The organism is Pseudomonas hamedanensis (assembly GCF_014268595.2).
Lineage (GTDB): Bacteria > Pseudomonadota > Gammaproteobacteria > Pseudomonadales > Pseudomonadaceae > Aquipseudomonas > Aquipseudomonas hamedanensis.
On sequence record NZ_CP077091.1, the window covers coordinates 2,421,233 to 2,444,774 of the forward strand.

The 23,542-nt window shown below is 59.4% G+C and carries 26 protein-coding genes; 16 read left to right on the plus strand and 10 right to left on the minus strand.

The features are described 5' to 3' along the window. Positions 1–8: 8 nt before the first annotated feature. From HU739_RS10350 to HU739_RS10360, 3 genes are all read left to right on the plus strand, one after another. Positions 9–431, plus strand: a complete 423-nt coding sequence (locus HU739_RS10350; RefSeq protein ID WP_186548731.1) for a YybH family protein — start codon at positions 9–11, stop codon at positions 429–431. A gap of 51 nt (positions 432–482) precedes the next feature. Beyond that, positions 483–1,985, plus strand: coding sequence for a purine-cytosine permease family protein (locus HU739_RS10355; protein WP_186548733.1), 1,503 nt, complete (start codon positions 483–485; stop codon positions 1,983–1,985). A gap of 154 nt (positions 1,986–2,139) precedes the next feature. Next, on the plus strand, positions 2,140–3,519 hold the full coding sequence (locus HU739_RS10360; RefSeq protein WP_186548735.1) for a sodium:solute symporter: 1,380 nt from the start codon (positions 2,140–2,142) through the stop codon (positions 3,517–3,519). A 161-nt stretch (positions 3,520–3,680) separates the two neighbouring features. On the opposite strand, the gene HU739_RS26890 is transcribed toward HU739_RS10360, so the two are convergent. Together HU739_RS26890 and ptrR are read right to left on the minus strand one after the other, a co-directional pair. Next, a complete protein-coding gene (locus HU739_RS26890; protein WP_003184145.1) occupies positions 3,681–3,809 on the minus strand; it encodes a PA1414 family protein in 129 nt (42 codons plus the stop codon). A gap of 141 nt (positions 3,810–3,950) precedes the next feature. Then, complete coding sequence (gene ptrR, locus HU739_RS10365) at positions 3,951–4,844, minus strand: putrescine utilization regulator PtrR (RefSeq protein ID WP_186548737.1); 894 nt, start codon at positions 4,842–4,844, stop codon at positions 3,951–3,953. 104 nt (positions 4,845–4,948) lie between these two features. Here ptrR and HU739_RS10370 point away from each other — a divergent pair, with 104 nt between their 5' ends. Next, positions 4,949–6,130: an MFS transporter gene (locus HU739_RS10370; protein ID WP_186548739.1), complete on the plus strand. Its 1,182-nt coding sequence runs from the start codon at positions 4,949–4,951 to the stop codon at positions 6,128–6,130. On the opposite strand, the gene HU739_RS10375 is transcribed toward HU739_RS10370, so the two are convergent. The 3 genes from HU739_RS10375 to HU739_RS10385 form a co-directional block, all read right to left on the minus strand. Continuing rightward, positions 6,075–7,007: a DMT family transporter gene (locus tag HU739_RS10375; RefSeq protein WP_186548741.1), complete on the minus strand. Its 933-nt coding sequence runs from the start codon at positions 7,005–7,007 to the stop codon at positions 6,075–6,077. The genes HU739_RS10370 and HU739_RS10375 overlap by 56 nt on opposite strands. A gap of 282 nt (positions 7,008–7,289) precedes the next feature. Then, a complete protein-coding gene (locus HU739_RS10380) occupies positions 7,290–7,682 on the minus strand; it encodes a DUF2177 family protein (RefSeq protein ID WP_186548969.1) in 393 nt (130 codons plus the stop codon). A 132-nt stretch (positions 7,683–7,814) separates the two neighbouring features. Continuing rightward, a complete protein-coding gene (locus HU739_RS10385; RefSeq protein WP_186548743.1) occupies positions 7,815–8,651 on the minus strand; it encodes a CvfB family protein in 837 nt (278 codons plus the stop codon). A 338-nt stretch (positions 8,652–8,989) separates the two neighbouring features. On the opposite strand from HU739_RS10385, the gene HU739_RS10390 reads away from it, so the two are divergent. The 3 genes from HU739_RS10390 (at position 8,990) to HU739_RS10400 (ending at position 11,048) form a co-directional block, all read left to right on the plus strand. Further along, positions 8,990–9,178: a hypothetical protein gene (locus HU739_RS10390; protein ID WP_016985943.1), complete on the plus strand. Its 189-nt coding sequence runs from the start codon at positions 8,990–8,992 to the stop codon at positions 9,176–9,178. Between the two features lie 206 nt (positions 9,179–9,384). Next, the gene (locus tag HU739_RS10395) at positions 9,385–10,101 is read left to right on the plus strand and encodes a TorF family putative porin (RefSeq protein WP_186548745.1); all 717 of its coding nucleotides are present in this window, start codon (positions 9,385–9,387) and stop codon (positions 10,099–10,101) included. Between the two features lie 77 nt (positions 10,102–10,178). Continuing rightward, the gene (locus HU739_RS10400) at positions 10,179–11,048 is read left to right on the plus strand and encodes a DUF6279 family lipoprotein (protein ID WP_186548747.1); all 870 of its coding nucleotides are present in this window, start codon (positions 10,179–10,181) and stop codon (positions 11,046–11,048) included. Between the two features lie 120 nt (positions 11,049–11,168). On the opposite strand, the gene HU739_RS10405 is transcribed toward HU739_RS10400, so the two are convergent. Further along, positions 11,169–11,561, minus strand: coding sequence for a transcriptional regulator (locus HU739_RS10405; protein ID WP_186548749.1), 393 nt, complete (start codon positions 11,559–11,561; stop codon positions 11,169–11,171). A gap of 175 nt (positions 11,562–11,736) precedes the next feature. On the opposite strand from HU739_RS10405, the gene HU739_RS10410 reads away from it, so the two are divergent. The 4 genes from HU739_RS10410 to HU739_RS10420 all read left to right on the plus strand — a co-directional run bounded on the left by HU739_RS10410 (position 11,737) and on the right by HU739_RS10420 (position 13,781). Next, positions 11,737–12,480 (plus strand): DUF899 domain-containing protein, encoded by a 744-nt coding sequence (locus HU739_RS10410; RefSeq protein ID WP_186548751.1) that lies wholly within the window; start codon positions 11,737–11,739, stop codon positions 12,478–12,480. 156 nt (positions 12,481–12,636) lie between these two features. Next, the gene (locus HU739_RS26715) at positions 12,637–12,807 is read left to right on the plus strand and encodes a YhfG family protein (protein ID WP_225922823.1); all 171 of its coding nucleotides are present in this window, start codon (positions 12,637–12,639) and stop codon (positions 12,805–12,807) included. Continuing rightward, positions 12,804–13,415: a Fic/DOC family protein gene (locus HU739_RS10415; protein WP_186548753.1), complete on the plus strand. Its 612-nt coding sequence runs from the start codon at positions 12,804–12,806 to the stop codon at positions 13,413–13,415. Before HU739_RS26715 ends, HU739_RS10415 begins: the two co-directional genes overlap by 4 nt. A gap of 90 nt (positions 13,416–13,505) precedes the next feature. After that, positions 13,506–13,781, plus strand: a complete 276-nt coding sequence (locus tag HU739_RS10420; RefSeq protein WP_186548755.1) for a hypothetical protein — start codon at positions 13,506–13,508, stop codon at positions 13,779–13,781. Positions 13,782–13,832: 51 nt separating this feature from the next. On the opposite strand, the gene HU739_RS10425 is transcribed toward HU739_RS10420, so the two are convergent. Beyond that, a complete protein-coding gene (locus HU739_RS10425) occupies positions 13,833–15,173 on the minus strand; it encodes a DEAD/DEAH box helicase (protein WP_186548757.1) in 1,341 nt (446 codons plus the stop codon). 192 nt (positions 15,174–15,365) lie between these two features. On the opposite strand from HU739_RS10425, the gene HU739_RS10430 reads away from it, so the two are divergent. Next, positions 15,366–16,664: a mechanosensitive ion channel family protein gene (locus tag HU739_RS10430; RefSeq protein ID WP_186548759.1), complete on the plus strand. Its 1,299-nt coding sequence runs from the start codon at positions 15,366–15,368 to the stop codon at positions 16,662–16,664. 127 nt (positions 16,665–16,791) lie between these two features. Here HU739_RS10430 and HU739_RS10435 read toward each other — a convergent pair whose 3' ends face one another. The 3 genes from HU739_RS10435 to HU739_RS10445 form a co-directional block, all read right to left on the minus strand. Further along, complete coding sequence (locus HU739_RS10435; RefSeq protein WP_186548761.1) at positions 16,792–17,658, minus strand: carboxylate/amino acid/amine transporter; 867 nt, start codon at positions 17,656–17,658, stop codon at positions 16,792–16,794. A gap of 344 nt (positions 17,659–18,002) precedes the next feature. Then, on the minus strand, positions 18,003–18,602 hold the full coding sequence (locus HU739_RS10440; RefSeq protein ID WP_186548763.1) for an FMN-dependent NADH-azoreductase: 600 nt from the start codon (positions 18,600–18,602) through the stop codon (positions 18,003–18,005). Between the two features lie 232 nt (positions 18,603–18,834). Continuing rightward, entirely contained in the window at positions 18,835–19,149 is a 315-nt protein-coding gene (locus HU739_RS10445; protein ID WP_101158571.1) for a 3-phosphoglycerate kinase, read from the minus strand. A 49-nt stretch (positions 19,150–19,198) separates the two neighbouring features. On the opposite strand from HU739_RS10445, the gene HU739_RS10450 reads away from it, so the two are divergent. From HU739_RS10450 to HU739_RS10465, 4 genes are all read left to right on the plus strand, one after another. Beyond that, complete coding sequence (locus HU739_RS10450) at positions 19,199–20,122, plus strand: LysR family transcriptional regulator (protein WP_186548765.1); 924 nt, start codon at positions 19,199–19,201, stop codon at positions 20,120–20,122. A gap of 14 nt (positions 20,123–20,136) precedes the next feature. Further along, positions 20,137–20,940 carry an alpha/beta fold hydrolase gene (locus HU739_RS10455; protein ID WP_186548767.1) on the plus strand — a complete coding sequence of 268 codons (804 nt, stop codon included), beginning with the start codon at positions 20,137–20,139 and terminating at the stop codon, positions 20,938–20,940. A 3-nt stretch (positions 20,941–20,943) separates the two neighbouring features. Beyond that, a complete protein-coding gene (locus HU739_RS10460; RefSeq protein WP_186548769.1) occupies positions 20,944–21,507 on the plus strand; it encodes a peptidylprolyl isomerase in 564 nt (187 codons plus the stop codon). A gap of 88 nt (positions 21,508–21,595) precedes the next feature. Next, positions 21,596–23,428, plus strand: a complete 1,833-nt coding sequence (locus HU739_RS10465) for an ABC transporter ATP-binding protein (RefSeq protein ID WP_186548771.1) — start codon at positions 21,596–21,598, stop codon at positions 23,426–23,428. Positions 23,429–23,542 lie beyond the last annotated feature (114 nt).

Here is a 23,542-nt window from a genome sequence, read left to right on the forward strand (position 1 = left end):
GTTCGGTCATGCACGAACATGATCAGGTTTTGCACGCGGCCGCCGAACTGGTCGCCGCGTTTGCGCGCAATGATCGCGAAGCTTACTTCGGGGCTTTCAGCACCGATGCCAGCTTCGTGTTCTACACCCTCGACCAGCCGTTGCTGTCGCGCGATGCCTATCAGGCGTTGTGGGACCGCTGGCGCGCCGAGGAGGGTTTCGAGGTGCTGTCGTGTACCTCGAGCAACGCCTTCGTCAGCCTGCAAGGTGACGTGGCGATTTTCATCCATGACGTGGCCACCGAGCTGCGCATGCAAGGGGAGCAACACTTTAGCCAGGAGCGCGAGACGATTGTTTTCAAAAAACAAACGTCGAGCCTAGAACAACAAGGCCTCTGGCTGGCCTGTCATGAACATTTGTCCGCAATGCCGGAAGGGCTGCCATCCCCTTAGCCAAGGGTGACGCTCACGCACGATGAGCGCGCCTGATGATCGGAGCAGATCATGAATAACAACAACAACGAAAAACGCCTTAGCAGCATAGAAACAAACGGGGTCGAACAGATCCCGGATCATGAGCGCGACGCCCGACCCAGCGACTTGTTTCGCTTGATCTTCGGCGGCGCCAATACCTTCGCCACCGCTGTGCTCGGCAGCTTCCCGGTGCTGTTCGGCCTGTCATTTCAGGCTGGCGTCTGGGCGATTGTGCTGGGTGTGGTGGTCGGTGCACTGATCCTCGCGCCGATGGGCCTGTTCGGCCCGATCAACGGCACCAACAACGCCGTGTCTTCCGGTGCGCACTTCGGCGTGCACGGGCGGATTGTCGGTTCGTTCCTGTCGTTATTGACGGCGGTCGCGTTCTTCTCGCTCTCGGTGTGGAGTTCGGGCGACGCGCTGGTTGGCGGCGCCAAACGCCTGCTCGATCTGCCGGAAACCGACCTGACCCTGGGCCTGGCCTACGGCTTGTTCGCACTGCTGGTGCTGACCGTGTGCATCTACGGCTTCCGCTTCATGCTGTGGGTCAACCGCATTGCGGTGTGGGCCGCGAGTCTGTTGTTTCTGCTCGGCATCTTTGCTTTCGCCCCCGCTTTCGACAGCCAGTACGCCGGCAGCGTGGCGCTGGGTCAGGCCGGGTTCTGGGCGGCGTTCATCGGCGCGGCGCTGGTGGCGATGAGCAATCCGATCTCCTTCGGTGCGTTCCTTGGCGACTGGTCGCGCTACATCCCGCGTGAAACGCCGAAGGGGCGGATCATGCTGGCGGTAATCGCCGCGCAACTGGCCACGTTGATCCCGTTTCTGTTCGGCCTTGCCACCGCGACCATCGTCGCGATCAAGGCGCCGGATTACATCGCGGCGAACAACTACGTCGGCGGCTTGCTGGCGGTGTCGCCGAGCTGGTTCTTCCTGCCGGTGTGCCTGATTGCAGTGATCGGCGGGATGTCGACCGGCACCACCTCGCTGTATGGCACCGGGCTGGACATGTCCAGCGTGTTTCCGCGGGTGCTGTCGCGGGTCAAGGCGACCTTGTTGATCGGCGTACTGTCGATTGCCTTCATCTTTATCGGCCGTTTCGCCGCCAACCTGGTGCAGAGCGTATCGACCTTCGCCGTGCTGATCATCACCTGCACCACGCCATGGATGGTGATCATGATCATCGGCCTGCTGGTGCGTCGCGGCTTCTACTGCCCGGATGACCTGCAAGTGTTCACCCGCGGCGAACAGGGCGGACGCTACTGGTTCAGCCATGGCTGGAACTGGCGCGGCCTCGGTGCGTGGATCCCGAGCGCACTGGTCGGCCTGTGCTTCGTCAACCTGCCGGGACAGTTTGTCGGCCCGCTGGGCGAACTGGCCGGCGGCATCGACATCAGCTTGCCGGTGACATTGGGCCTGGCGTCGGTGGTGTATCTGACGTTGTTGCGCTTGTTCCCGGAGCCTCGGGAGGTGTTTGGGCCCAGGGACGCGCGCAGCGAAGCCGCCCTGAAACCCGAACTGCGTCAGGCCGCCTGATCCACACAAAACCCTGTAGGAGTGAGCCTGCTCGCGATGACTGCAGCACATCCAACACAGATGTGACTGACAGACCGCTATCGCGAGCAGGCTCACTCCTACAAGGAACTGATCTCAGCCCCACCATAAAAAAGACAATCGGAGACACGCCATCATGGCTTTGGATTTATTCGTCGTCCTCATCTACGCCGCCGGCATGCTCTTGCTCGGCTATTTCGGCATGCGCAAGGCCAAGACCAACGAGGACTTTCTCGTTGCCGGTCGTAACCTCGGCCCCAGTCTGTACATGGGCACCATGGCCGCGACCGTACTCGGCGGTGCGTCCACCGTCGGCACCGTGCGCCTGGGCTATGTGCACGGCATCTCCGGCTTCTGGCTGTGTGCGGCGCTGGGTTGCGGCATCGTCGCGCTGAACCTGTTCCTTGCCAAGCCGCTGCTGAAACTGAAGATCTACACCGTTACCCAAGTCCTGGAAAAGCGCTACAACCCGATGGCGCGCTCGGCGAGTGCGGCGATCATGCTGGCCTACGCGCTGATGATCGGCGTGACCTCGATCCTCGCCATCGGCACCGTGCTGCAAGTGCTGTTCGGCCTGCCGTTCTGGATCTCGGTGCTGCTCGGCGGTGGTGTGGTGGTGATTTACTCGGCGATCGGCGGGATGTGGTCGCTGACCCTGACCGACATCGTCCAGTTCATCATCAAGACCGTCGGCCTGATGTTCATCCTCTTGCCGATTTGCCTGTACCGCGTCGGCGGCTGGGACGAATTGGTGCTGAAGCTGCCGGCCACTGCGTTCAACTTCACCACGATCGGCTGGGACACGATCATCACTTACTTCATGATCTATTTCTTCGGCATCCTGATCGGTCAGGACATCTGGCAACGGGTATTTACCGTCAAGACCGCCAAGGTCGCGCAATACGCCGGCAGCATCGCGGGAATTTACTGCATCCTTTACGGCCTGGCTTGCGCGCTGATCGGCATGGCAGCGCACGTGCTGATTCCGGATCTGGACAACGTCAACAACGCGTTCGCCGCCATCGTCAAACTGTCGCTGCCTGACGGTATTCGCGGGCTGGTGATTGCTGCTGCACTGGCCGCCATGATGTCCACCGCCAGCGCCGGCCTGCTCGCCGCCGCCACCACGCTGACCGAAGACCTGCTGCCGAAACTGCGCGGTGGCAAGCAGTCGAGCCTGGGCGTGAACCGCTTGTTCACCCTGCTGACGGGTATCGTCGTGCTGGGTATCGCACTGGTGGTGAATGACGTGATCAGCGCCCTCACCCTTGCCTACAACCTGTTGGTAGGCGGCATGCTGATTCCGCTGATCGGCGCGATCTTCTGGAAACGTGCGACCACCGCCGGCGCCATCGCCAGCATGGGCCTGGGCTTCGCCACGGCGCTGCTGTTCATGTTCAAGGACGGTCTGGACGCCAATACGCCGATCTATTACAGCCTGGCGGTGGGTCTGGTGAGTTTCGTCGTGGTCAGCTTGTGCTCGCGTCGCCCGGCCACGGTGGCGACTGCGGTCTGAACGTGATGTAACGACTCGATGTTTTCTTCAGCGGGTGTGGCGTCGGTGGCCACACCCGTTTTTTTTGCCTGGATAAAAGCAAAAGATCGCAGCCTTCGGCAGCTCCTACCATGTGTAGAAACTGCCAACGGCTGCGATCTTGAAATCGCTGATCGGTGGTATTAACGCCGACGTGGCTGGCGCCGACGCTGCTCGTCATCAGTGCGAATCGGTACCGGTTGCAGAGGCGGTTCGATCAAGCCGAGGGCAACACCCAGGTCGTGCAGCCAGTTTTGAATTTTCTCTTTCATCGTATGCCCCCTTCAGGGTGGTGCTGAGCGGCCGGAATTCTGTGGCGGCTTCGCACTGATAATAGTCCGAAGTCCTACGCAATGCTCGGTGAAATCCGCAATGATCTGTTACTGAATTGAACAGAATCTGTTGCAACAGGTTCACGCTATTTCACGGGTCTCCAGCGCAGGCGCGGGATAGACCGCTTGCTGCACCTCGATCCATGCATTGAGATTCGCTCCGACCATGCCTTTGCGCCACATGAGCCACGTTGTCGCAGCCACGAACGGCTCGGCCAGCGGATGCGCCGCGACACTTTCGCGGCCGGGCAGACTGGCCAGCATCGATTCCGCCATCAGCGCCACGCCACTGCCGGCGATCACGCAGGCGAGCATGCCCTGATACGACTCGATTTCCATCGCCCGGCCCATGGCCGCGTGGTAGTGGGCGTACCAGGCTTCCAGGCGCATGCGATAAGAGCAGCCCTGCCGAAAGGTGAACACCGCGCGCCCCTGCACATCAAGCGCGCTGCGCACCGGCGGATGATCGATTTCGGTGATCAGCACCAGCCGTTCTTCGCACAACGGCACGCCGTCGAGTCCGGCCAGTTCCAGCGGGCCATCGACCAACGCGGCATCAAGGCGTCCGCTGAGCAGACCTTCAAGCAACTCACCGCTCGGCGCCGACTGCACTTGCAGATTCACCGCCGGGTACTGCTTGTGATAACGCGCCAGCAACGCCGGCAGATGGATCGCCGCCGTGCTGTACATGGTGCCCAAGGCAAAATCCCCCGCCGGTTGACCGCCCATCACCGCAGCACTGGCCTGGTCACGCAGGGCGAACAACTTGCCGGTGTAGTCCAGCAGGACTTTTCCCGCAGGCGACAACTGCAAACGCTGACGCTCGCGGACGAACAGTTCGACGCCCAATTGCTCTTCAAGCTGTTTCAGGCGGGTCGACAGATTCGACGGTACCCGGTGCAGGCGTTCGGCAGCACGGGTGATCGAACCTTCTTCGGCAACGGCCTGAAAAATCCGCAGTTGGCTGAACTCCACAAACTTTCTCCTGAACAGAACAAGTTACTCACTATTATTCAATTTTAAAGAAAGTCAATCAGCCCTAGCCTGACGGTCATTGTTCTTTTGACGGAAGCCCGACCATGTCGCCGCTGATTCGCTTATCCGCCTGCTTCGTTGCCCTGATGATGGCCATGGGCATCGGACGTTTCGCCCTGACTCCGCAAATGCCGCATCTGCTCAGCGAAGGCCAGTTCGACCTGACGGCCGCCGGCCTGATCGCGGCGGCCAACTACCTCGGCTATCTACTGGGTGCCGTGGATGCGATGTTCGCGCATCGTCCGCAGCAGGTGCAGCGCCGCCTGCACGGCGGTTTGTGGCTATGCGTGCTGCTGACACTGGCCTCGTTCTGGGCCAACGGTTTCTGGTCGCACCTGATGCTGCGCTTTGGCACCGGCGTCGCCAGCGCCTGGGTGCTGGTGATGATCACGTCACTCAGTCAGCCACTGGCGGCGGCAGCGGGTCGGCCACGCTGGGGCGCGCTGGTCTTTGCCGGGCCGGGTCTGGGAATTTTTCTGACGGGGTCGCTGGCGCTGATCTCACATCGATTGCAGCAGACATCAGCGACGCTGTGGCTGATTTATGCCGGCGCCGCGTTGCTGATGATGCTCGGGGTCTGGCGGCTCCTGCCGCAGCCCCCGGTTGTAGTGACGGCAGCGACGACCCAAGTGGCTTCAGCAAGTCGTGGCATCGGCAGGTTGGCGCTGGTGTACGCGCTGTACGGCATCGGCTACATCATCCCGGCGACGTTTCTCGCGCAAATGGCCAATGCGCAGTTTCACGGGCAATGGCAAGCAGATCTGTTCTGGCCGTGCTTCGGCCTGGGCGCGGCGATTGGCGTGTGGCTGGTGAGCTTGCGCCGGCATGATCGCGAAACCACGCGGCACTGGCTGATGGCGACGCTGTGGCTGCAAGCGGCCGGCGTGTTTGCCTGCCTGCTGGGCAGTGGCCTCGGCCTGGCGTTGGGCGTGCTCCTGTGCGGCACGCCGTTTCTGGCCTGCATGCAACTGGTCATGCAGCGCTCGCGGGAGCTGGCGCCCCACGCTGTCCAGCGTAATGCCGGCCTGCTGACGGCGTGCTTTGCCATCGGCCAGCTCAGCGGCCCGTTGCTGGCGGCGCTGAGCAGTCATTTCAGTGGCGGTTTGCAGCCGGCACTGGTCATCGCCGGCGCAGGCCTGTTGATTGCCGGAGGTCTGGCGCGGCAGTCGACTAACGCTGGCCCAGCGCTTTGCGCAAACGCCGACGCAGCCACTGTTCGGCACTGACGAACGTGATGCCGAGCAACACCAGTACGGCGCCGATGACGAAGTTCAGGCTCAACGCTTCTCCGAGCAGCAGCACGCCGAAGGTCACGCCGAACAACGGCGTCATGAACGAGAACACCGCCAGGTTGGCCGCCAGATAACGGCGCAGCAGCCAGAACCACACCAGGTAACTGAAGAACGACACCACCAGTCCCTGAAACAGCACGCTGGCCACCGCCACGGTGGTCAGGCTGACGTGGGTGATCTGGCCGCTGAACAGCGCAATCAACAGCAGGCCGATGAAACCGACCATTAACTGATAAAACAAGGTCAGCGTTACCGGCGCTTCCGACAATCGCGAGGCACGCACCACTACGGTGGTCGCGCCCCAGCAAGCGCCGGCCAGCACGCCGAAGGCATCGCCCAGCAGCATGCGCCGGTCGAGGTTATCCCACGACACACCGCCCGCGAAGGCAATCGCGATGCCGATGAACGCGAGCAGAATCCCCAGCCATTGCAACGGTCGCAGGCGCTCACTGGCCAGCAGGAAATGCACGCCGAGTGCAGTAAAAATCGGCGCGGTATACAGGAACACCGACATGTGCGCGGCGGTCGTCAGTTGCAGACCTTCAGCGATGAACAGGAACTCCAGACCAAACAACGCACCGGCCAGCAAGCCGCCACGCCAAGTGCTGCCGACCTGATCCCAGCCGCCCTTCCAGCAGATCAGCAGGCCGACCAGCAGCGCGGAAATCCCCGAGCGCCCCGCCGCCTGCATCACCGGCGCGATGTCTGCGGCAGCCCACTTGATCAGCACTTGTTGCACACCCCAGATCAGGCACAGGCCGATCATCACTTGCAGGGCAAACCCGTCGGCATTACGCCGCTCGGCACTCACCGCAACACCTCGTACGCACACAACATGGCAGGCCATCCAATGGTCAGAAATCAATGTTGAGGATTATCAATCAGACGCGCGGAAAAAGGCGTCTGGAAAAGACATTTAGTTCGCCAGTGACGCCAGTGCTGAATGGTTGACGGCTGCGCCGTCATTCGCGGGCAAGCCCGCTCCCACAGGGGATTTGTGGTGGAAGTGGAATGTGTGAACGAGGGGAATTCATTGTGGGAGCGGGCTTGCTCGCGAAGTGGCCAGCATTGCCAACGCAACTGAAAGATCAGCTCATGCGAATCGCTTCGCCATCAAATAACCCACCGTGCAGGCAACTGCAGTCGCCACCGTTCCCCACGCCCAGTCCATCAAACTCACCTGCATCGACCAGCCGCGCAGGGTCGCCCAATTGGTCAGGTCATAGGTGCCATAGGCCACCAGCCCCAACAGCGCACCGAGCTTCGCCGCTCGCTGCCAGCTCAGCGCCGGCAACACCACAAACACCACACAGCCGAAAACGTACAGGCAATAAAAAACCGCTACGGGGACCAGCAGCGGTTTTTCCAGCATCAGCGCACCGAGCAGTTCGCGATAGGTCGGCGCCATCAGCAGCCCGAGCCAGATGCCGTCGAGCAACAAAAATGTCAGCAGCGTAGCGACGTATGCGATCAGCGGCTTTTTCATTTGCTCATCTCTCTTGATGTAGGCGCTGCCGACGGCTGCGATGTTTTTGATCTGTTTTTTCAAGATCAAGATCAACAGATCGTCCGAACGCGGCCCGAGCCTTCGGCAGCGCCAACATGGGCCTGCGAGAACTCAGGTCAGTTCAATGCGATCGGCGTGAATGACGATCTTGCCTTCCTTGTACAGCGAACCGATGGCTTTCTTGAAGTTGCCTTTGCTGACGCCGAACAGGCTGCTGATCAACGCCGGGTCGCTCTTGTCGCTGACCGCCAGGGTGCCGTCGTTTTCACGCAACTTGCCGAGGATCTTCGAACTCAGGCTGCTGGCCGCTTCCTGGCCGACCGGTTGCAGGCTCAGGCTGATTTTGCCGTCGGCGCGCACTTCCTTGATGAAGCCTTTTTCGCGCATGCCCGAGCGCATGAACTTGAAGATTTCGTTTTTATGGATCAAGCCCCAGTGCTTGTTGTTGATGATCGCCTTGAAGCCCATGTCGGTGGCTTCGGCCACCAGCAGGTCAACTTCCTGGCCCGGGCTATAAGTCGCAGGGGTCTTGTCCAGATAACGATCAAGCCGCGCGGTGGCGGTGATGCGGCGGGTGTGTTTGTCGAGGTAGACATGCACCACGCAATAGTCGCCGGCGGTCATCTGCCGTTTCTCTTCCGAGTATGGCAACAACAGATCCTTTGGCAGCCCCCAATCGAGGAATACCCCGATGCTGTTGACTTCAACCACTTTCAGGCTGGCAAATTCGCCGACCTGAACTTTCGGTTTTTCCGTGGTGGCGAGAAGTTTGTCTTCACTGTCCAGATAAATAAAAACATTGAGCCAGTCTTCATCTTCGCTGGGAATATCTTTGGGGATATAACGGTTGGGCAACAGAATCTCGCCGTCAGCACCGCCGTCCAGATATAAACCGAAGTTAGTGTGTTTAACCACTTGCAAACTGTTGTAACGCCCGACTAAAGCCATTTCCAGAACCCTCATTGCGTGGGCGGCATTCTACCCGTTTTTACCGGCAACGTCGGGCGCCAGATCCTCGCAGCGCTAAATCTGCTTCAACGCATTGATTTTCCTCGTTTGCAGCCCGACGAGATGCCACTCGTCAGTCCAGCCGAGCGCGTGGCGGCCATCCGCCGAAGCACCGTCAGAATAAATGTTCGTATTTAAAACAGCAGCTTAGCCACCTATTACGAACATCGAAGCGACAATAATGCAGCGCCGGGGTTGGTTATTCCGGGGGATATTTACCAAGCAATTGTCAAGTTATTCCTGTACGATGCCTGGCCGAGTTACTTTTCTAAAGGTTAATGGCCGCCATGCGTGTAAAAGCATCCACCAGCAAAGCAAAGCCAGCTCCAGCCGTTGAAACCAGCGAATCGATTAACGATCAAATCGCAGCGTTCCTCAAATCCGGCGGCGAAATTCAGCAAATTGCCAAAGGCGTCAGCGGCCAGACGTTCGGCCCGTCCAAGCAGATCAGCCTGGGCAAGAAGTAACAACCCGGTTTACCCCCGTCCAGAGGCGCTTTGAGCTTCGAAGCGCCTGGACTGGCACCGCGCAATTCCCCCTTCGCTTTAAACAAAAACCTCGAAAATCGACGAACGGCCATCAATGCCGAGCATTCGCCGGTATCCTTGCACGCGTCTAGATCAAGCGTTTCAGCAGGCCCATGGTCCTGCGCTCGCGGTTCATGGAGTGACGCATGCGCCTATCTTCCTGTTTATTGCTCGTCAGCCTGCTATCGGCAGCGACCGCGCACGCCCAGGTTTTTCAGCGCGAACTGGGCGATTTCGATCTCAAACTCGGCACGACTCCCAGCCGCAGCATGGCCCAGGGCCTGGTGAAACCGGCGGCGGTCGGCTCATTCCATGGCGGCCTCGACTTGAGTCACGACAGCGGCGTGTATTTCGGCCAATACGCACCGAGCATGGGCATCACGCCGGGCAAGAATCTTGAAATCGACTCCTACGTAGGCTTTAAGCAGCCTTTCGATCAGACCCTCGGCTATGAAGTCGGAATGATCCACTACAGCTATCCTCGCGTGGACACCCTCGACAGTCAGGAGGTGTTCGGCGGGCTGACCCTGCTCGGCAGCCGCTTCGGCGTCGCCTTGAGCAACGACCCGGATAAACAGAACAACACGCTGTTTGCCGATCTCGGCGGTAACCAACCGTTCGGCATCGGTGTCAGCATGAAATACACTACCCATCAACTGAACACCCCCGCCGCGGTGGACGGTGGCTATATCAGCAGTTTCACCGACTGGTCGGTGAAGTTGTCCCGGCCGTTCATGGGCGTCGATCTCGACCTGATCTATAGCAATTCCAGCCTCAGCGGCAGCGATTGTTCGGCCTATTCCGGGCACAACAGCCAGTGCGACGGTCTCGTCACCCTCAAGGCTGCCCACGCCTTCTATTGATCGGCTGAACTGCCGCGCGCATCCTGCATCACATAAGAATCAGATTCCCGAAGCCAGGCTCTCGCAAGGATTTGCCCATGTCTCGCTGGTTCAAACAGATTGCCGCCCTGCTGATCTTCACTCTCGCCCTCGGCGCCTGCAGCCGTGTCGGCCTGGCCTACCGCAACCTCGACGTGATCATCCCGTGGACGCTTGGCGACTACGTGGACATGAACGGCGAGCAGAAAGACTGGTTCAACGAACGCCTCAAAGGCCACTTGAGCTGGCATTGCACCACACAATTGCCGGGTTACCTTGACTGGCTGGACCGATTGCAGGCCATGGTCGAACGCAATCAAATCACCGACGCCGCCCTGCAGGAACGCACCGCCGAAGCCAAACAGGCGATCGCCGAAACCGCGCGGGAAATCACCCCGTCGGCCATCGAACTGCTGCAAGGCCTGGACGATAAACAGGTCGCGGAAATGAACGACGCGTTCGCCAAGGATCTGCGCAAGCGCCAGCAGGAATACCTCAAACCGCCCTTGGCGCAACAGATCAAGGAACGCGGAGAGCGCATGGAAAAGCGCCTGAATGACTGGCTGGGACCGTTGAGCGACACGCAGAAGCAACGCGTCGCAGCCTGGAGCAACGCGCTGGGCGATCAGAACACCCAGTGGATTGCCAACCGCGCCCATTGGCAGCAACAGTTCAGCGCCGCCGTTGCGCAACGCCAGAGTCCGCAATTCCCACAACGCATCGAGACGCTTCTGGTCAACCGCGAGCAGTTATGGACAGCGGATTACCGCAAGGCCTACGCCAACACGGAAGCGCAGGCACGTGCACTGTTTGTCGACCTTATGGCCGAGAGCACGCCGCAACAGCGAGAGCGCTTGTTGAAGAAGATCGAGGGCGTGCGCAAAGACTTCAATGACCTGAAGTGCCTGAAGGCCGCACACAAATCTTGAGAAATACACATCCCCCTGTAGGAGTGAGCCTGCTCGCGATAGCGTTTTCCCTGTCAGTACATCTGTGACTGAGAGACCGCTATCGCGAGCAGGCTCACTCCTACAGGGGTCGGTGTTCAGTCAGGCAATCTGCGCCTTGGAGGCGACTTCATCAAATGTCACTTCATCCAGCGCATCCTCCTGCTCATCCAGCACCTGACGCGGATGGTCATTGCCGGGAATGCTGCTGTCGATCAGGCTCAGCAGGCTGGAACCACGCGGCGTCAGAATGAAATTATTGCCGGTACTGCCCTCATGGTCCGGACGCGGCTCGATGTAGCCGCGCTCAAGCAAGAGCTTTTCATAATCACAGGCCAGGGTTTTCAAGTGGTCCAGATTGTCGATCGGCTCGCCAGCGCTGGCTTTCTCGGCCGCATGGTCCTCGGCATAAGCGCGTGGGGCGAAGCTGTGGCCAGCGCTGTTCTGCACTTCATGCAGCAAACGCTCAATCAAATCCCAGTTATAAGTCGTCATCCTGATCCAACCTCCGGTGCGGGTGATGTGTGCCGCGTTCAAAGGTTGTGACCGAAGCGCTGCGCAGCCGTTCAGCCGCATTTACGGCGTCCGACCGACCGACGGTGTGTCGATTCTTCGGTACGTTAAACGACTAGTCTGAAACAGCCGGTTTAACCCCGCAGGAGACATCGTCATGAACGTTGAGAACCATCCGGTGGTAACACGCGAAGCCTGGCTCGCCGCCCGCCAGCAACACCTGGCCCACGAAAAAGCCTTCACCCGGGAGCGCGACCGCCTCAGCGCCGAGCGCCGCGCCCTGCCGTGGGTCAAGGTCGACAAGGATTACCATTTCCAGAGCGCGAGCGGCGAACTGAAACTCAACGACCTGTTCGGCAAGCACAGCCAGTTGATCATTTACCACTTCATGTTCGCCAAAGATTGGCAGGAAGGTTGCCAGGGCTGCTCGTTCCTCAGTGATCACATCGACGGCGCCAATCAACATCTGGCCCACCACGATGTCGCGGTGGTGGCAGTGTCCCACGCGCCGTTTAACGAGTTTCAGGCATTCAAACAAAGGATGGGCTGGAAATTCGACTGGGTTTCGTCCGAGGGTTGCGACTTCAATTACGACTTCGGCGTCTGCGCTCGGGCTGAAGACGTCGCGGAGGGAAAAGCCACGTACAACTACGAAAAAACCGACAGCGCCGAGGAAGAAATGCCGGGGCTGAGCGTGTTTTATCGAAACGACCAAGGCGAGATATTCCATACCTACTCCACTTACGCCCGAGGCCTGGACATGCTGGTCGGCGCTTACCACTACCTTGATCTGACGCCCAAGGGCAGAAATGAGGACGAGATCATGGAATGGGTGCGGCATCATGATCGGTACGACGAAGCGATGAAGCCGGGCTGCTGTCATGGCGAGCAGCGTTCTTGAGCGTAATCTGTGACCGTAGGCTAGCCTGGCGTACTTCTGCGCCGAAAGCGCACGGCGAGTGGATTCACCAGGACTTTCGATTGTGCGATGCTAGGTCATCGGGCCCATCGGGTGCCCGTCCGCTATAATAGGCGCACCTGACATTGAGGGGGCAGGATGGAAAAGCTCAGTTTAGAAACCAAGAAAGTTTGGTTCGCCAAGCATCGCAGAGCCAACTTCGCAGCTAGTTTGCGTCTGGAAGGTTTCGCTCCTTCGCCTTGCGATGGAGACATCAAACTTCCTACTCGGGAGGCTGCCTTGAAAGCCGTCCGGCACGTAAAACCTTGAGTAATGATAAATACGGTGCTGACCAAGCCCCGGATTGCTATCCGGGGTCAGACGTACTCATCAATCTGCTCGATTTACGCACTGCGGAGGATCTGGACGAAGCGGAACGCTATATCAACGAAGTAGCTGCCGCGAAGCTTGAATTCATTACCCCTCCGTACAGTCTTGCTACGTTGAGGGACGTTCACCGCACCTTATTCGAAAAAGTTTATTCTTGGGCGGGTGAAATCCGCACGCTGGCGATCAGCAAAGGCAGCACCCGTTTTTGCAGCCCGGACTTCATTGAGCGCGAGGTCGAAAAAGAGTTTTCGAAAATGGCCGCTGCGGGCTGGTTCGAGGACTATTCTCGTGATCACCTCATCCACACCGTGGCCGAGACGTATGGAAATATCAACGTTGCCCACCCGTTCAGAGAAGGTAACGGACGAACCCAGCGTATCGTCTTTGAGTACATTATTCTCAACGCAGGCTATTCAATCGATTGGCATTCAGTGGATCGCGAAGGATGGATTGATGCATGCATTCACTCCTTCTACGGAGTTGATCAACCTCTTATCGATATCTTTGATCGCTGCATCGGCACTTCGCTAAGTGAGTTGGACTTCTGATCCAAATCCTCACTGCTAAGCACACTGAACTTTTCCCAGGCTTTAGCCCTCAACCGGTTAACCCGCCTTAACCGGAACTGAGGCCTGCCCATGAAAACCCTGATCAAGCTGTCCCTCGCCGCTACGCTCGCCTGTGCCCTGCCCGTCTGGGCCTGTACGCCCGAAGAGGCCGCGGTCAAACGTGAGCAACTGGCCAAGGAGGTTGCGAAACTCACCGAGCAAAATCCGGCCAAGGCCAAGGAAATCAACGCCGAGTTGCAGAAAATGAATCTGGGCACGGCCAGCGCCGATCTACCTGACAAGTGTCAGCTGATCGATAAGCGCTTGCAGGAACTGGGTTCGGCGGAGAAAAAAGCCGACAGTTGAGACATAAAAAAACCGGACAATGTCCGGTTTTTTTATGCGCGATACTAAAGCTTACTCAGCCGCAGGCTCGGCCGGCTTGCGGCGCTTGAGCGGGGCCATGCCGTCGCTGCTCACCAGAGAATCCGGCTTTGGACGGTTGACGCTCTTGCGCTTGGTCGGCGTCTTGGCGGCGGTTTTCTTTTTGTCGCCCTTGGCGTCGGTCTTTTTCTTCTTCACGCCGACGGCTTTGCCCGAGGCCTTGACCTTTTTCGGCCCGCCGTAGGTGCCTTTGACTTCCTTGATCGTGCGGCGCTCGAAGCTCTGCTTCAAGTAGCGCTCGATGCTCGACATCAGGTTCCAGTCGCCGTGGCAGATCAGCGAGATCGCCAGGCCATCGTTGCCGGCGCGGCCGGTACGACCGATACGGTGTACGTACTCGTCGCCGCTGCGTGGCATGTCGAAGTTGATCACCATGTCCAGGCCATCGACGTCCAGACCACGGGCCGCAACGTCAGTCGCGACGAGGATCTTCACGCCGCCCTGCTTCAGGCGATCGATCGCCAGTTTGCGATCCTTCTGGTCTTTCTCGCCGTGCAGCACGAACGCCTTGTATTCCTGAGCCACGAGACGGCCATAAATGCGGTCGGCCATGGCGCGGGTGTTGGTGAAGATGATGGCTTTCTGGTAGGTCTCGTTGGCCAGCAGCCAGTTCACAATCTGCTCTTTGTGCTGATTGTGGTCGGCGGTGATGATTTGCTGACGCGTCGTCGAGTTCAGTTGGCTGACCGCATTGAGCTGCAAGTGCTCAGGATTGTTCAGCACCTTGGCGATCATCTCGCGCAGGCCGGAACCGCCAGTGGTGGCGGAGAACAGCATGGTCTGCTGACGGTTCGGGCATTCGTCGACCAGACGTTGCACGTCTTCGGCGAAGCCCATGTCGAGCATGCGGTCGGCTTCGTCGAGTACCAGCACTTCGACTTCTTTGAGGTCGAGGTTGCCGGCGTTGAGTTGCTCGATCATCCGCCCCGGCGTACCGATGAGGATGTCCGGCACCTTGCGCAGCATCGCCGCCTGGACCTTGAAGTCTTCACCGCCGGTGATCAGGCCGGACTTGATGAAGGTGAACTGCGCGAAGCGCTCAACTTCCTTCAACGTCTGCTGGGCCAGTTCGCGGGTCGGCAGCAGGATCAGCGTCTTGATGCTGACGCGAATCTTCGCCGGCCCGATCAGACGATTGAGGATCGGCAGAACGAAAGCGGCAGTCTTGCCGCTACCGGTTTGCGCCGTCACCCGCAAATCACGCCCTTGGAGCGCCAGCGGAATGGCCGCGGCTTGCACAGGCGTTGGCTCGACAAATTTCAGCTCGGCCACGGCTTTAAGCAGGCGTTCGTGCAGGGCGAATTGGGAAAACACGGGTGCTACCTCGAAGATATGCAAAAAAACAGCTGCATAGATTACCGGTTTCGAGCACTCAGGCCGAGTTTCTTTGTGCAAACGGTGACAATCAGTGGTTTTTTTGTTGCCCGTTTTGTCGCCGACCGCAATACGCAGCGTCTTAAATGCTCTAATTGCCCCTCGCGTCTTTATAGAAGAAACGTTTCGCTTATGGATATCAAACAGCTCTGGCTCAACGCCCAGGACCTCTGGGGCACCCTTGAACAGCATCCGCTCTTGCAGTCGGGACTGGCGCTGATGGTGCTGCTGGTGATCGCGCTCGTGCTCGGACGAGTGGCGCGCTACCTGATCCTGCACGCCAGCCGCATGCTCGGTCGCCAGCCAGCCCTGCACTGGATCAATGACTTCCGGCACAACAAGGTGTTTCAGCGCCTGGCGCAGATGACGCCATCGCTGGTGATCCAGTTCGGCCTGCATCTGGTGCCGGAACTGAGCAAAACCTCGATGAATTTTCTCGGCAACGTGGCGCTGGCGTTCACCATTCTTTTCCTGCTGCTGGCGATCAGCGCCCTGCTCAATGCCTTGCTCGACATCTATGCGCGCACCGAACACGCCCGCACGCGCTCGATCAAAGGCTATGTTCAACTGGCAAAAATGGTCTTGTACGTGTTCGGCGCGATCATCATTGTCGCCACCCTGATCGACCGTTCGCCGCTGTTGCTGCTGTCGGGTCTGGGTGCAATGTCGGCGGTGATCCTGTTGGTCTACAAGGACACGTTGCTGTCATTCGTCGCCAGCGTGCAGTTGACCAGCAACGACATGCTGCGCGTTGGCGACTGGATCGAGATGCCGCAGGTCGGCGCCGATGGCGACGTGGTCGATATCACCCTGCACACGGTCAAGGTGCAGAATTTCGACAAGACCATCGTCTCGATCCCGACCTGGCGCCTGATGTCCGAGTCGTTCAAGAACTGGCGCGGCATGCAGCAATCCGGCGGACGACGGATCAAGCGCAGCCTGTTCATCGATGCCAGCGGCGTGCGTTTCATCCGCGATGACGAAGAAGAAAAGCTCTCGCAAGTGCACCTGCTGACCGACTACATGAGTCGCAAGAAAGCCGAGCTCAAGGCGTGGAACGAGGCCCAAGGCAATGTCGCGGCGATGTCGGCCAACCGTCGGCGCATGACCAATGTCGGCACCTTTCGCGCTTATGCGCTGGCGTACCTGAAGAGTCATCCGGAAATTCAGCCGAACATGACCTGCATGGTTCGCCAGATGCAAACCACCGCGCAGGGCATTCCGCTGGAAATCTACTGCTTCACCCGCACCACCGTGTGGGCCGATTACGAGCGGATTCAGGGGGATATTTTTGATTATCTGCTGGCGGTGCTGCCGGAGTTCGGACTGAGTCTGTATCAACAGCCCAGTGGCGGGGACTTGCGCGCGGGGTTATTGCCGGCGGTGTTGGGCTCGGCGAGCATTCCGGAGCCTGAAAAACACGTTATGTAACCCTGCAAATCGAAACTGTGGGAGCGGGCTTGCTCGCGAAAGCGCAGTGTCATTCAACAAAGAGATTGACTGACCTGACGCCTTCGCGAGCAAGCCCGCTCCCACATTGGTATTTGTGAATCAGCGGTTACGCGGTGGCCGCGGATTTTCGAATCCCCAACCGGCTGATCCACACAGCGGCGAGGATCACACTGCCGCCGAGGAACAACCGCCCCAGTTCCTCATGCTGATTCCAGATCAGCAAATTCAACAACAACCCCACCGGCACATGCAGGTTGTTCATCACCGCCAGGGTGCCGCCATTGACCATGCACGCGCCCTTGTTCCACCAGTACAGGCCCAATGCCGTCGAAACCAGCCCCAGGAACAGCAACACCGCCCATTGCAGTGGCGCCTCTGGTAGAAAGTTCGACTTGCCGAACAGCAGAAACGCCGGCAGTACCACCATCAATGCGCCCAGGTAGAAATAACCGAAGCGGCGGTAATGCGGCAGATCACTCGGGTGTTTCGCCACCAGATGCTTGTACAGCACCTGTCCGGCGGCGTAGGTGAAGTTAGCCAGTTGCAGCAGCAGGAAGCCCATAAAGAAGTCCGGACTGATGCTGTCGAAACGAATCACCGCCGCGCCACCGACTGCCACCAGCGCGGCGATCAACGCCCACGGGTTGAAGCGGCGGTTCAGCGCGTCTTCGATCAACGTCACGTGCAACGGCGTGAGAATGGTAAACAGCAACACCTCCGGTACGGTCAGCACGCGGAAGCTCAGATACAGACAGACGTAAGTCACGCCGAACTGCAAGGCGCCGATCAGCAGCATGCCACGCATGAACGCCGGCTCCACCGAACGCCAACGTGTCAACGGAATAAACATCAACCCGGCCAGCACCACACGCACCAGCACCGCAAAGTAACTGTCGACGTGACCGGCGAGGTATTCGCCGATCAGACTGAAAGAGAACGCCTGGATCAGCGTGACAAAAAGTAGATAGCCCATACTCGCCTCGAAAATCGAATGGCGGCGACGATAGCGGTTTTTGCGCCAGACCGCGAACCCACTGACAACACAATCCCCTGTAGGAGTGAGCCTGCTCGCGATGGCGGTGTTTCAGTCAAAACTGATGCGTCTGAACGACCGCTATCGCGAACAGGCTCACTCCTACAAGGAAATCTATCCTGCTCATCAAATCGCAGACAAAAAAAAGCCCGATCTCGCTAAAGCGTTCAATCGGGCTACAGCACTCAGGAGCAAAGTGCAAAGGGAGGTTCGATGCGCGTAGAGCCTTGAAGGGGTTGCGCCAGATCACTAGACCATCCAGCGATTATCTGGCGATTAACCGATCAAGCGACCTGAGACAATTTGGCGTTGGCCTGATTCAGCCCCCTCTCCTGGAAGTCACCGCCCAGGTTCATGCCCTCGGCATGGATAAAGGTCACGTCATGGATACCAATGAACCCCATGACCTGACGCAAATACGGTTCCTGATGATCCGCCGGACCACCGGCATACACACCACCGCGGGCGGTCAACACAAAGGCACGCTTGCCGTTGAGCAGGCCTTGCGGGCCGGTTTCGGTGTATTTGAACGTCACGCCCGCACGCAGCACATGATCGAGCCAGGCCTTGAGGGTGCTCGGGATCGCAAAGTTGTACATCGGCGCAGCCATGACCAGCACATCGGCGGCGAGCAATTCATCGGTCAAGGCGTTGGAGCGATCCAGCGAGGATTGCTCGGCGTCGTTACGCTGCTCGGCGGGTTTCATCCAGCCACCCAGCAAGTTGCTGTCCAGATGCGGCACCGGGTTCACGGCGAGGTCACGCACGGTGATCTGATCGGCAGGGTGCGCGGCTTTCCATTGAGCGATGAAGGTCTGGGTCAGTTGACGGGAAACCGAGTCTTGCTGGCGGGCGCTGCTTTCGATGATCAGAACGCGGGACATGGTGTGTAGCCTCCATCCGAGAATGTTGTAAGTCGATGGAGTGAAGGTTAAACAGCGTTGAATCGATAAAAAAGCGCAAATATCCGCTGTAACCCATCGATAAATTCGTTTATAAGCTAACGCATACCCTTGTAGGAGTGAGCCTGCTCGCGATAGCAGTGTGTCAGGCAACATTGATGTACCTGATACACCGCTATCGCGAGCAGGCTCACTCCTACAAATGGAAAACCGCTTATTTCGGGGTGCAGGTCAGTTTGATGCGCAGCTTGATGATCTCGCGGGTGAACTTGGCCGTGGCGTTTTTATGTTTGCCGGCCGGTACGTCGATGCTGCGCGTGCGCGGTGCTTCCGGACCGTTGCTGAACACTGCCCGGCAGGTCGCGTCGACGTCCCCGTAGTTGGCCACCCGGATCGAGCCGATGTCGTTGTCGGTATCGAAAGTCTCGTAGTCGATCTTCATGCCGTTGAGATCCTTCTGCACATCGATCGGATAGGCAAACGCGGTCAACGGCAGCAGCGCCAGCAGCACACAACAGAATTTTTTCATTCGGCAGTCTCCATGAGGGACGGCCAGCTTAGGACAAGAGGAGCTATTGATGAAAGCGCCCCGCGTAACCCTTGATCAGTGGCGAACATTGCAGGCCGTGGTCGACCACGGCGGATTCGCCCAGGCCGCCGAGGCCCTGCATCGTTCGCAGTCGTCGGTGAGCTACACCGTGGCGCGCATGCAGGACCAGCTCGGCGTGCCGCTGCTGCGCATCGACGGGCGCAAAGCCGTGCTCACCGAAGCCGGCGGCGTGCTGCTTCGGCGCTCGCGCCAACTGGTGAAACAGGCCAGCCAACTGGAGGACCTCGCCCATCACATGGAGCAAGGCTGGGAAGCGGAAGTGCGACTGGTGGTCGATGCGGCCTATCCGAGCGCCCGCCTCGTCCGCGCGCTGACCGCGTTTATGCCGCAAAGCCGTGGCTGCCGCGTGCGTCTGCGCGAAGAAGTCCTGTCGGGCGTGGAGGAAGTATTGCTCGAAGGCGTCGCCGATCTGGCGATCACCGGGCTGAGCATTCCCGGTTATCTCGGCGCCGAGTTGTGCGATGTCGAATTCATCGCCGTCGCCCACCCGGAACACTCACTGCACCGGCTCAACCGCGAGCTGAGCTTCCAGGACCTGGAAAACCAGATGCAAGTGGTGATTCGCGACTCCGGCCGCCAGCAGCCACGGGACGTCGGCTGGCTCGGCGCGGAGCAGCGCTGGACGGTCGGCAGCCTGGCCACGGCGGCCACCTTCGTCAGCAACGGCCTGGGCTTCGCCTGGCTGCCGCGCCACATGATCGAACGGGAATTGAAAGAAGGTTCGCTCAAGCTGCTACCGTTGGATCAGGGTCGCAGCCGCAACTCCAACTTCTACCTGTACACGAACAAGGAAAAACCCCTGGGCCCGGCCACGCAAATCCTCATCGAGTTGTTGCGCACCTTCGACACCTTGCCGCTGGACGCACCGTTCGCCGCCCCCGAACAAGCCTGACACGGAGTTCACCGATGGCGTATTTCGAGCACGAAGGTTGCAACCTGCACTACGAGGCATATGGCCACGGTGCGCCGTTGCTGCTGGTTCACGGGCTCGGCTCGAGCACGCTGGACTGGGAGATGCAGATCCCGGCGCTGGCCGCGCACTACCGGGTGATCGTCGCGGACATTCGCGGCCACGGGCGTTCGGACAAACCGCGCGAACGCTACAGCATCGCCGGTTTCAGCGCTGACCTGGTGGCTCTGGCCGAACACCTGAAGCTCGGCCCGGTGCATTACGTCGGGCTGTCGATGGGCGGCATGATCGGCTTTCAACTGGCCGTCGATCAGCCGCAACTTCTCAAGAGCCTGACCATCGTCAACAGCGCGCCACAAGTCAAAGTGCGCACTCGCGACGATTACTGGCAGTGGTTCAAGCGCTGGAGCCTGATGCGCCTGCTCAGCCTGGAAACCATCGGCAAGGCCCTCGGCAGCAAACTTTTTCCAAAACCGGAACAAGCCGATCTGCGCCGTAAAATGGCTGAACGCTGGGCAAAAAACGACAAACGTGCTTATCTCGCCAGCTTCGATGCGATTGTTGGCTGGGGCGTTCAGGAACGACTTTCCCGGGTGTCCTGTCCAACGCTCGTCATCAGCGCCGACCGTGACTACACACCGGTGGCATTGAAAGAAACCTATGTGAAACTATTGCCGAATGCGCGGCTGGCGGTGATTGCCGATTCGCGCCACGTCACTCCGCTCGATCAACCCGAACGTTTCAATCAAACGCTGCTGGAATTTCTACAGGCAGCCGACCTTCAATCTCAGGATCACTGACCCATGCTGAAAAAACTCGCCCTCGCCGCTGGTACCGTGCTGTTCGCCGCCAACCTGATGGCTGCCACGCCGGCCAAAGCACCCCACGTGCTGCTGGACACGACCAACGGCCAGATCGAAATCGAACTGGACCCGGTCAAGGCACCGATCAGTACCAAGAACTTTCTTGAGTACGTCGACAGCGGTTTCTACAACAACACCATTTTCCATCGTGTGATCCCGGGCTTCATGGCCCAGGGCGGCGGTTTCACTCAGCAGATGCAACAGAAAGACACCAAGGCGCCGATCAAGAACGAAGCCAGCAATGGCCTGCACAACGTTCGCGGCACCCTGTCGATGGCGCGCACCTCCAACCCTGACTCGGCCACCAGCCAGTTCTTCATCAACGTTGCCGACAACGCCTTCCTCGACCCGGGCCGTGACGCCGGTTACGCGGTGTTTGCGAAAGTGGTCAAGGGCATGGACGTCGTAGACGTCATCGTCAACTCGCAGACCACCACCAAAAGCGGCATGCAAAACGTGCCGGTCGACCCTGTGATCATCAAGTCGGCCAAGCGCATCGACTGAGTTTCGCCGGGCATATCGAGCGGCGCCGGGCTGAGCCTGCGCCGCTCGCACTGATAAAAGGAGAGCCCGGATTCCGGGCGGTTATCTGATGCTCTATCGCCGTTTCGAACAACTGATCGATATCTTCCGCGACGCCCCGACGGCGTCCCCGCCGGACCGCGTCTGGCCCTTCTACATCTATTACCTGAAGCAGGTCTGGCCGAGCTTCGCCGCCCTGCTCGTCATCGGCCTGTTTGCCTCGCTGATCGAGGTGGCGCTGTTCAGTTACCTGAGCCGCATCATCGATCTGGCCCAAGGCACGCCTAACCCGAATTTCTTCAGTGACCACGCTCTCGAGTTGACGTGGATGCTGGTGGTCGCGCTGGTGTTGCGACCGATCTTTTTCGCCCTGCACGACCTGCTGGTGCATCAGACCCTGAGTCCCGGCATGACCAGCATGATCCGCTGGCAGAACCACAGCTATGTGCTCAAGCAGAGTCTGAACTTCTTCCAGAATGACTTCGCCGGGCGCATCGCACAGCGCATCATGCAGACCGGCAACTCGCTGCGCGATTCTGCCGTACAAGCGGTCGACGCGCTGTGGCACGTGGTGATCTACGCAATCAGTTCGCTGGTGCTGTTCGCCGAGGCGGACTGGCGGCTGATGATTCCGTTGCTGACGTGGATCGTCGCCTACATCGGCGCGCTGTACTACTTCGTTCCCCGCGTGAAAGACCGTTCGGTGGAAGCCTCCGACGCGCGCTCGAAACTGATGGGGCGCATCGTCGACGGCTACACCAACATTGCCACGCTAAAGCTGTTCGCCCACACCAACTTCGAACAGCACTACGCGAAAGAAGCCATCGAAGAACAGACCGTCAAGGCGCAGATGGCCGGACGCGTGGTCACCAGTATGGACGTGGCAATCACTGCCATGAACGGCTTGCTGATCGTCGGCACCACCGCGCTGGCTTTGTGGCTGTGGACACAATCGCTGATCACCGTCGGCGCGATTGCCCTGGCCACCGGCCTGGTGATTCGCATCGTCAATATGTCCGGCTGGATCATGTGGGTGGTCACCGGCATTTTCGAGAACATCGGCATGGTTCAGGACGGTCTGCGCACCATCTCGCAACCGGTCAGCGTCACCGACCGCGAGCAGGCCAAACCGCTGGACGTGGCCCGTGGCGAAGTGCGTTTCGAGCAGGTGGATTTTCACTACGGCAAGCAGAAGGGCATCATCGGCGACCTCAACCTGACCATCAAACCGGGCGAGAAAATCGGCTTGATCGGGCCGTCCGGCGCCGGCAAGTCGACCCTGGTCAACCTGTTGCTGCGCCTGTACGACGTCGAGGGTGGGCGCATCCTGATCGACGGGCAGAACATCGCCGAAGTCGGCCAGGAGAGCCTGCGTGCGCGGATCGGCATGATCACTCAAGACACCTCGCTGCTGCACCGCTCGATCCGCGACAACTTGCTTTACGGCAAACCGGATGCGACCGATGCCGAGTTGTGGGATGCGGTGCACAAGGCTCGCGCCGATGAGTTCATTCCTTTGCTGTCCGACGCTGAAGGCCGCACCGGTTTCGATGCGCATGTCGGCGAGCGCGGGGTGAAACTGTCCGGCGGTCAGCGCCAGCGCATCGCGATTGCGCGGGTGTTGCTCAAGGACGCGCCGATCCTGATCATGGACGAAGCCACCTCGGCGCTGGACTCGGAAGTCGAAGCGGCGATTCAGGAAAGCCTCGAGACTTTGATGCAGGGCAAAACCGTGATCGCGATTGCCCACCGCCTCTCGACCATCGCACGCATGGACCGGCTGGTGGTGCTGGAGAACGGCAAGATCGCCGAGAGCGGCACCCATGCCGAGCTGCTCGCGCATCGAGGCTTGTACGCGCGGTTGTGGGCGCACCAGACCGGAGGCTTTGTCGGCATCGATTGAGATTGCCGATCACCGCCCCCCCCTGTAGGAGTGAGCCTGCTCGCGATAGCGGAGTGTCAGCACCAATAATATTGACAGACACACCGCTATCGCGAGCAGGCTCACTCCTACAAG

Coding starts and splice junctions, on each gene's coding strand:
- HU739_RS10350 (WP_186548731.1), top strand. CDS start 9: ATGCACGAACATGATCAGGTTTTGCACGCGGCCGCCGAACTGGTCGCC.
- HU739_RS10355 (WP_186548733.1), top strand. CDS start 483: ATGAATAACAACAACAACGAAAAACGCCTTAGCAGCATAGAAACAAAC.
- HU739_RS10360 (WP_186548735.1), top strand. CDS start 2,140: ATGGCTTTGGATTTATTCGTCGTCCTCATCTACGCCGCCGGCATGCTC.
- HU739_RS26890 (WP_003184145.1), bottom strand. CDS start 3,809: ATGAAAGAGAAAATTCAAAACTGGCTGCACGACCTGGGTGTTGCCCTC.
- HU739_RS10370 (WP_186548739.1), top strand. CDS start 4,949: ATGTCGCCGCTGATTCGCTTATCCGCCTGCTTCGTTGCCCTGATGATG.
- HU739_RS10380 (WP_186548969.1), bottom strand. CDS start 7,682: ATGAAAAAGCCGCTGATCGCATACGTCGCTACGCTGCTGACATTTTTG.
- HU739_RS10385 (WP_186548743.1), bottom strand. CDS start 8,651: ATGGCTTTAGTCGGGCGTTACAACAGTTTGCAAGTGGTTAAACACACT.
- HU739_RS10390 (WP_016985943.1), top strand. CDS start 8,990: ATGGCCGCCATGCGTGTAAAAGCATCCACCAGCAAAGCAAAGCCAGCT.
- HU739_RS10395 (WP_186548745.1), top strand. CDS start 9,385: ATGCGCCTATCTTCCTGTTTATTGCTCGTCAGCCTGCTATCGGCAGCG.
- HU739_RS10400 (WP_186548747.1), top strand. CDS start 10,179: ATGTCTCGCTGGTTCAAACAGATTGCCGCCCTGCTGATCTTCACTCTC.
- HU739_RS10405 (WP_186548749.1), bottom strand. CDS start 11,561: ATGACGACTTATAACTGGGATTTGATTGAGCGTTTGCTGCATGAAGTG.
- HU739_RS10410 (WP_186548751.1), top strand. CDS start 11,737: ATGAACGTTGAGAACCATCCGGTGGTAACACGCGAAGCCTGGCTCGCC.
- HU739_RS26715 (WP_225922823.1), top strand. CDS start 12,637: ATGGAAAAGCTCAGTTTAGAAACCAAGAAAGTTTGGTTCGCCAAGCAT.
- HU739_RS10420 (WP_186548755.1), top strand. CDS start 13,506: ATGAAAACCCTGATCAAGCTGTCCCTCGCCGCTACGCTCGCCTGTGCC.
- HU739_RS10430 (WP_186548759.1), top strand. CDS start 15,366: ATGGATATCAAACAGCTCTGGCTCAACGCCCAGGACCTCTGGGGCACC.
- HU739_RS10435 (WP_186548761.1), bottom strand. CDS start 17,658: ATGGGCTATCTACTTTTTGTCACGCTGATCCAGGCGTTCTCTTTCAGT.
- HU739_RS10440 (WP_186548763.1), bottom strand. CDS start 18,602: ATGTCCCGCGTTCTGATCATCGAAAGCAGCGCCCGCCAGCAAGACTCG.
- HU739_RS10445 (WP_101158571.1), bottom strand. CDS start 19,149: ATGAAAAAATTCTGTTGTGTGCTGCTGGCGCTGCTGCCGTTGACCGCG.
- HU739_RS10450 (WP_186548765.1), top strand. CDS start 19,199: ATGAAAGCGCCCCGCGTAACCCTTGATCAGTGGCGAACATTGCAGGCC.
- HU739_RS10455 (WP_186548767.1), top strand. CDS start 20,137: ATGGCGTATTTCGAGCACGAAGGTTGCAACCTGCACTACGAGGCATAT.
- HU739_RS10460 (WP_186548769.1), top strand. CDS start 20,944: ATGCTGAAAAAACTCGCCCTCGCCGCTGGTACCGTGCTGTTCGCCGCC.
- HU739_RS10465 (WP_186548771.1), top strand. CDS start 21,596: ATGCTCTATCGCCGTTTCGAACAACTGATCGATATCTTCCGCGACGCC.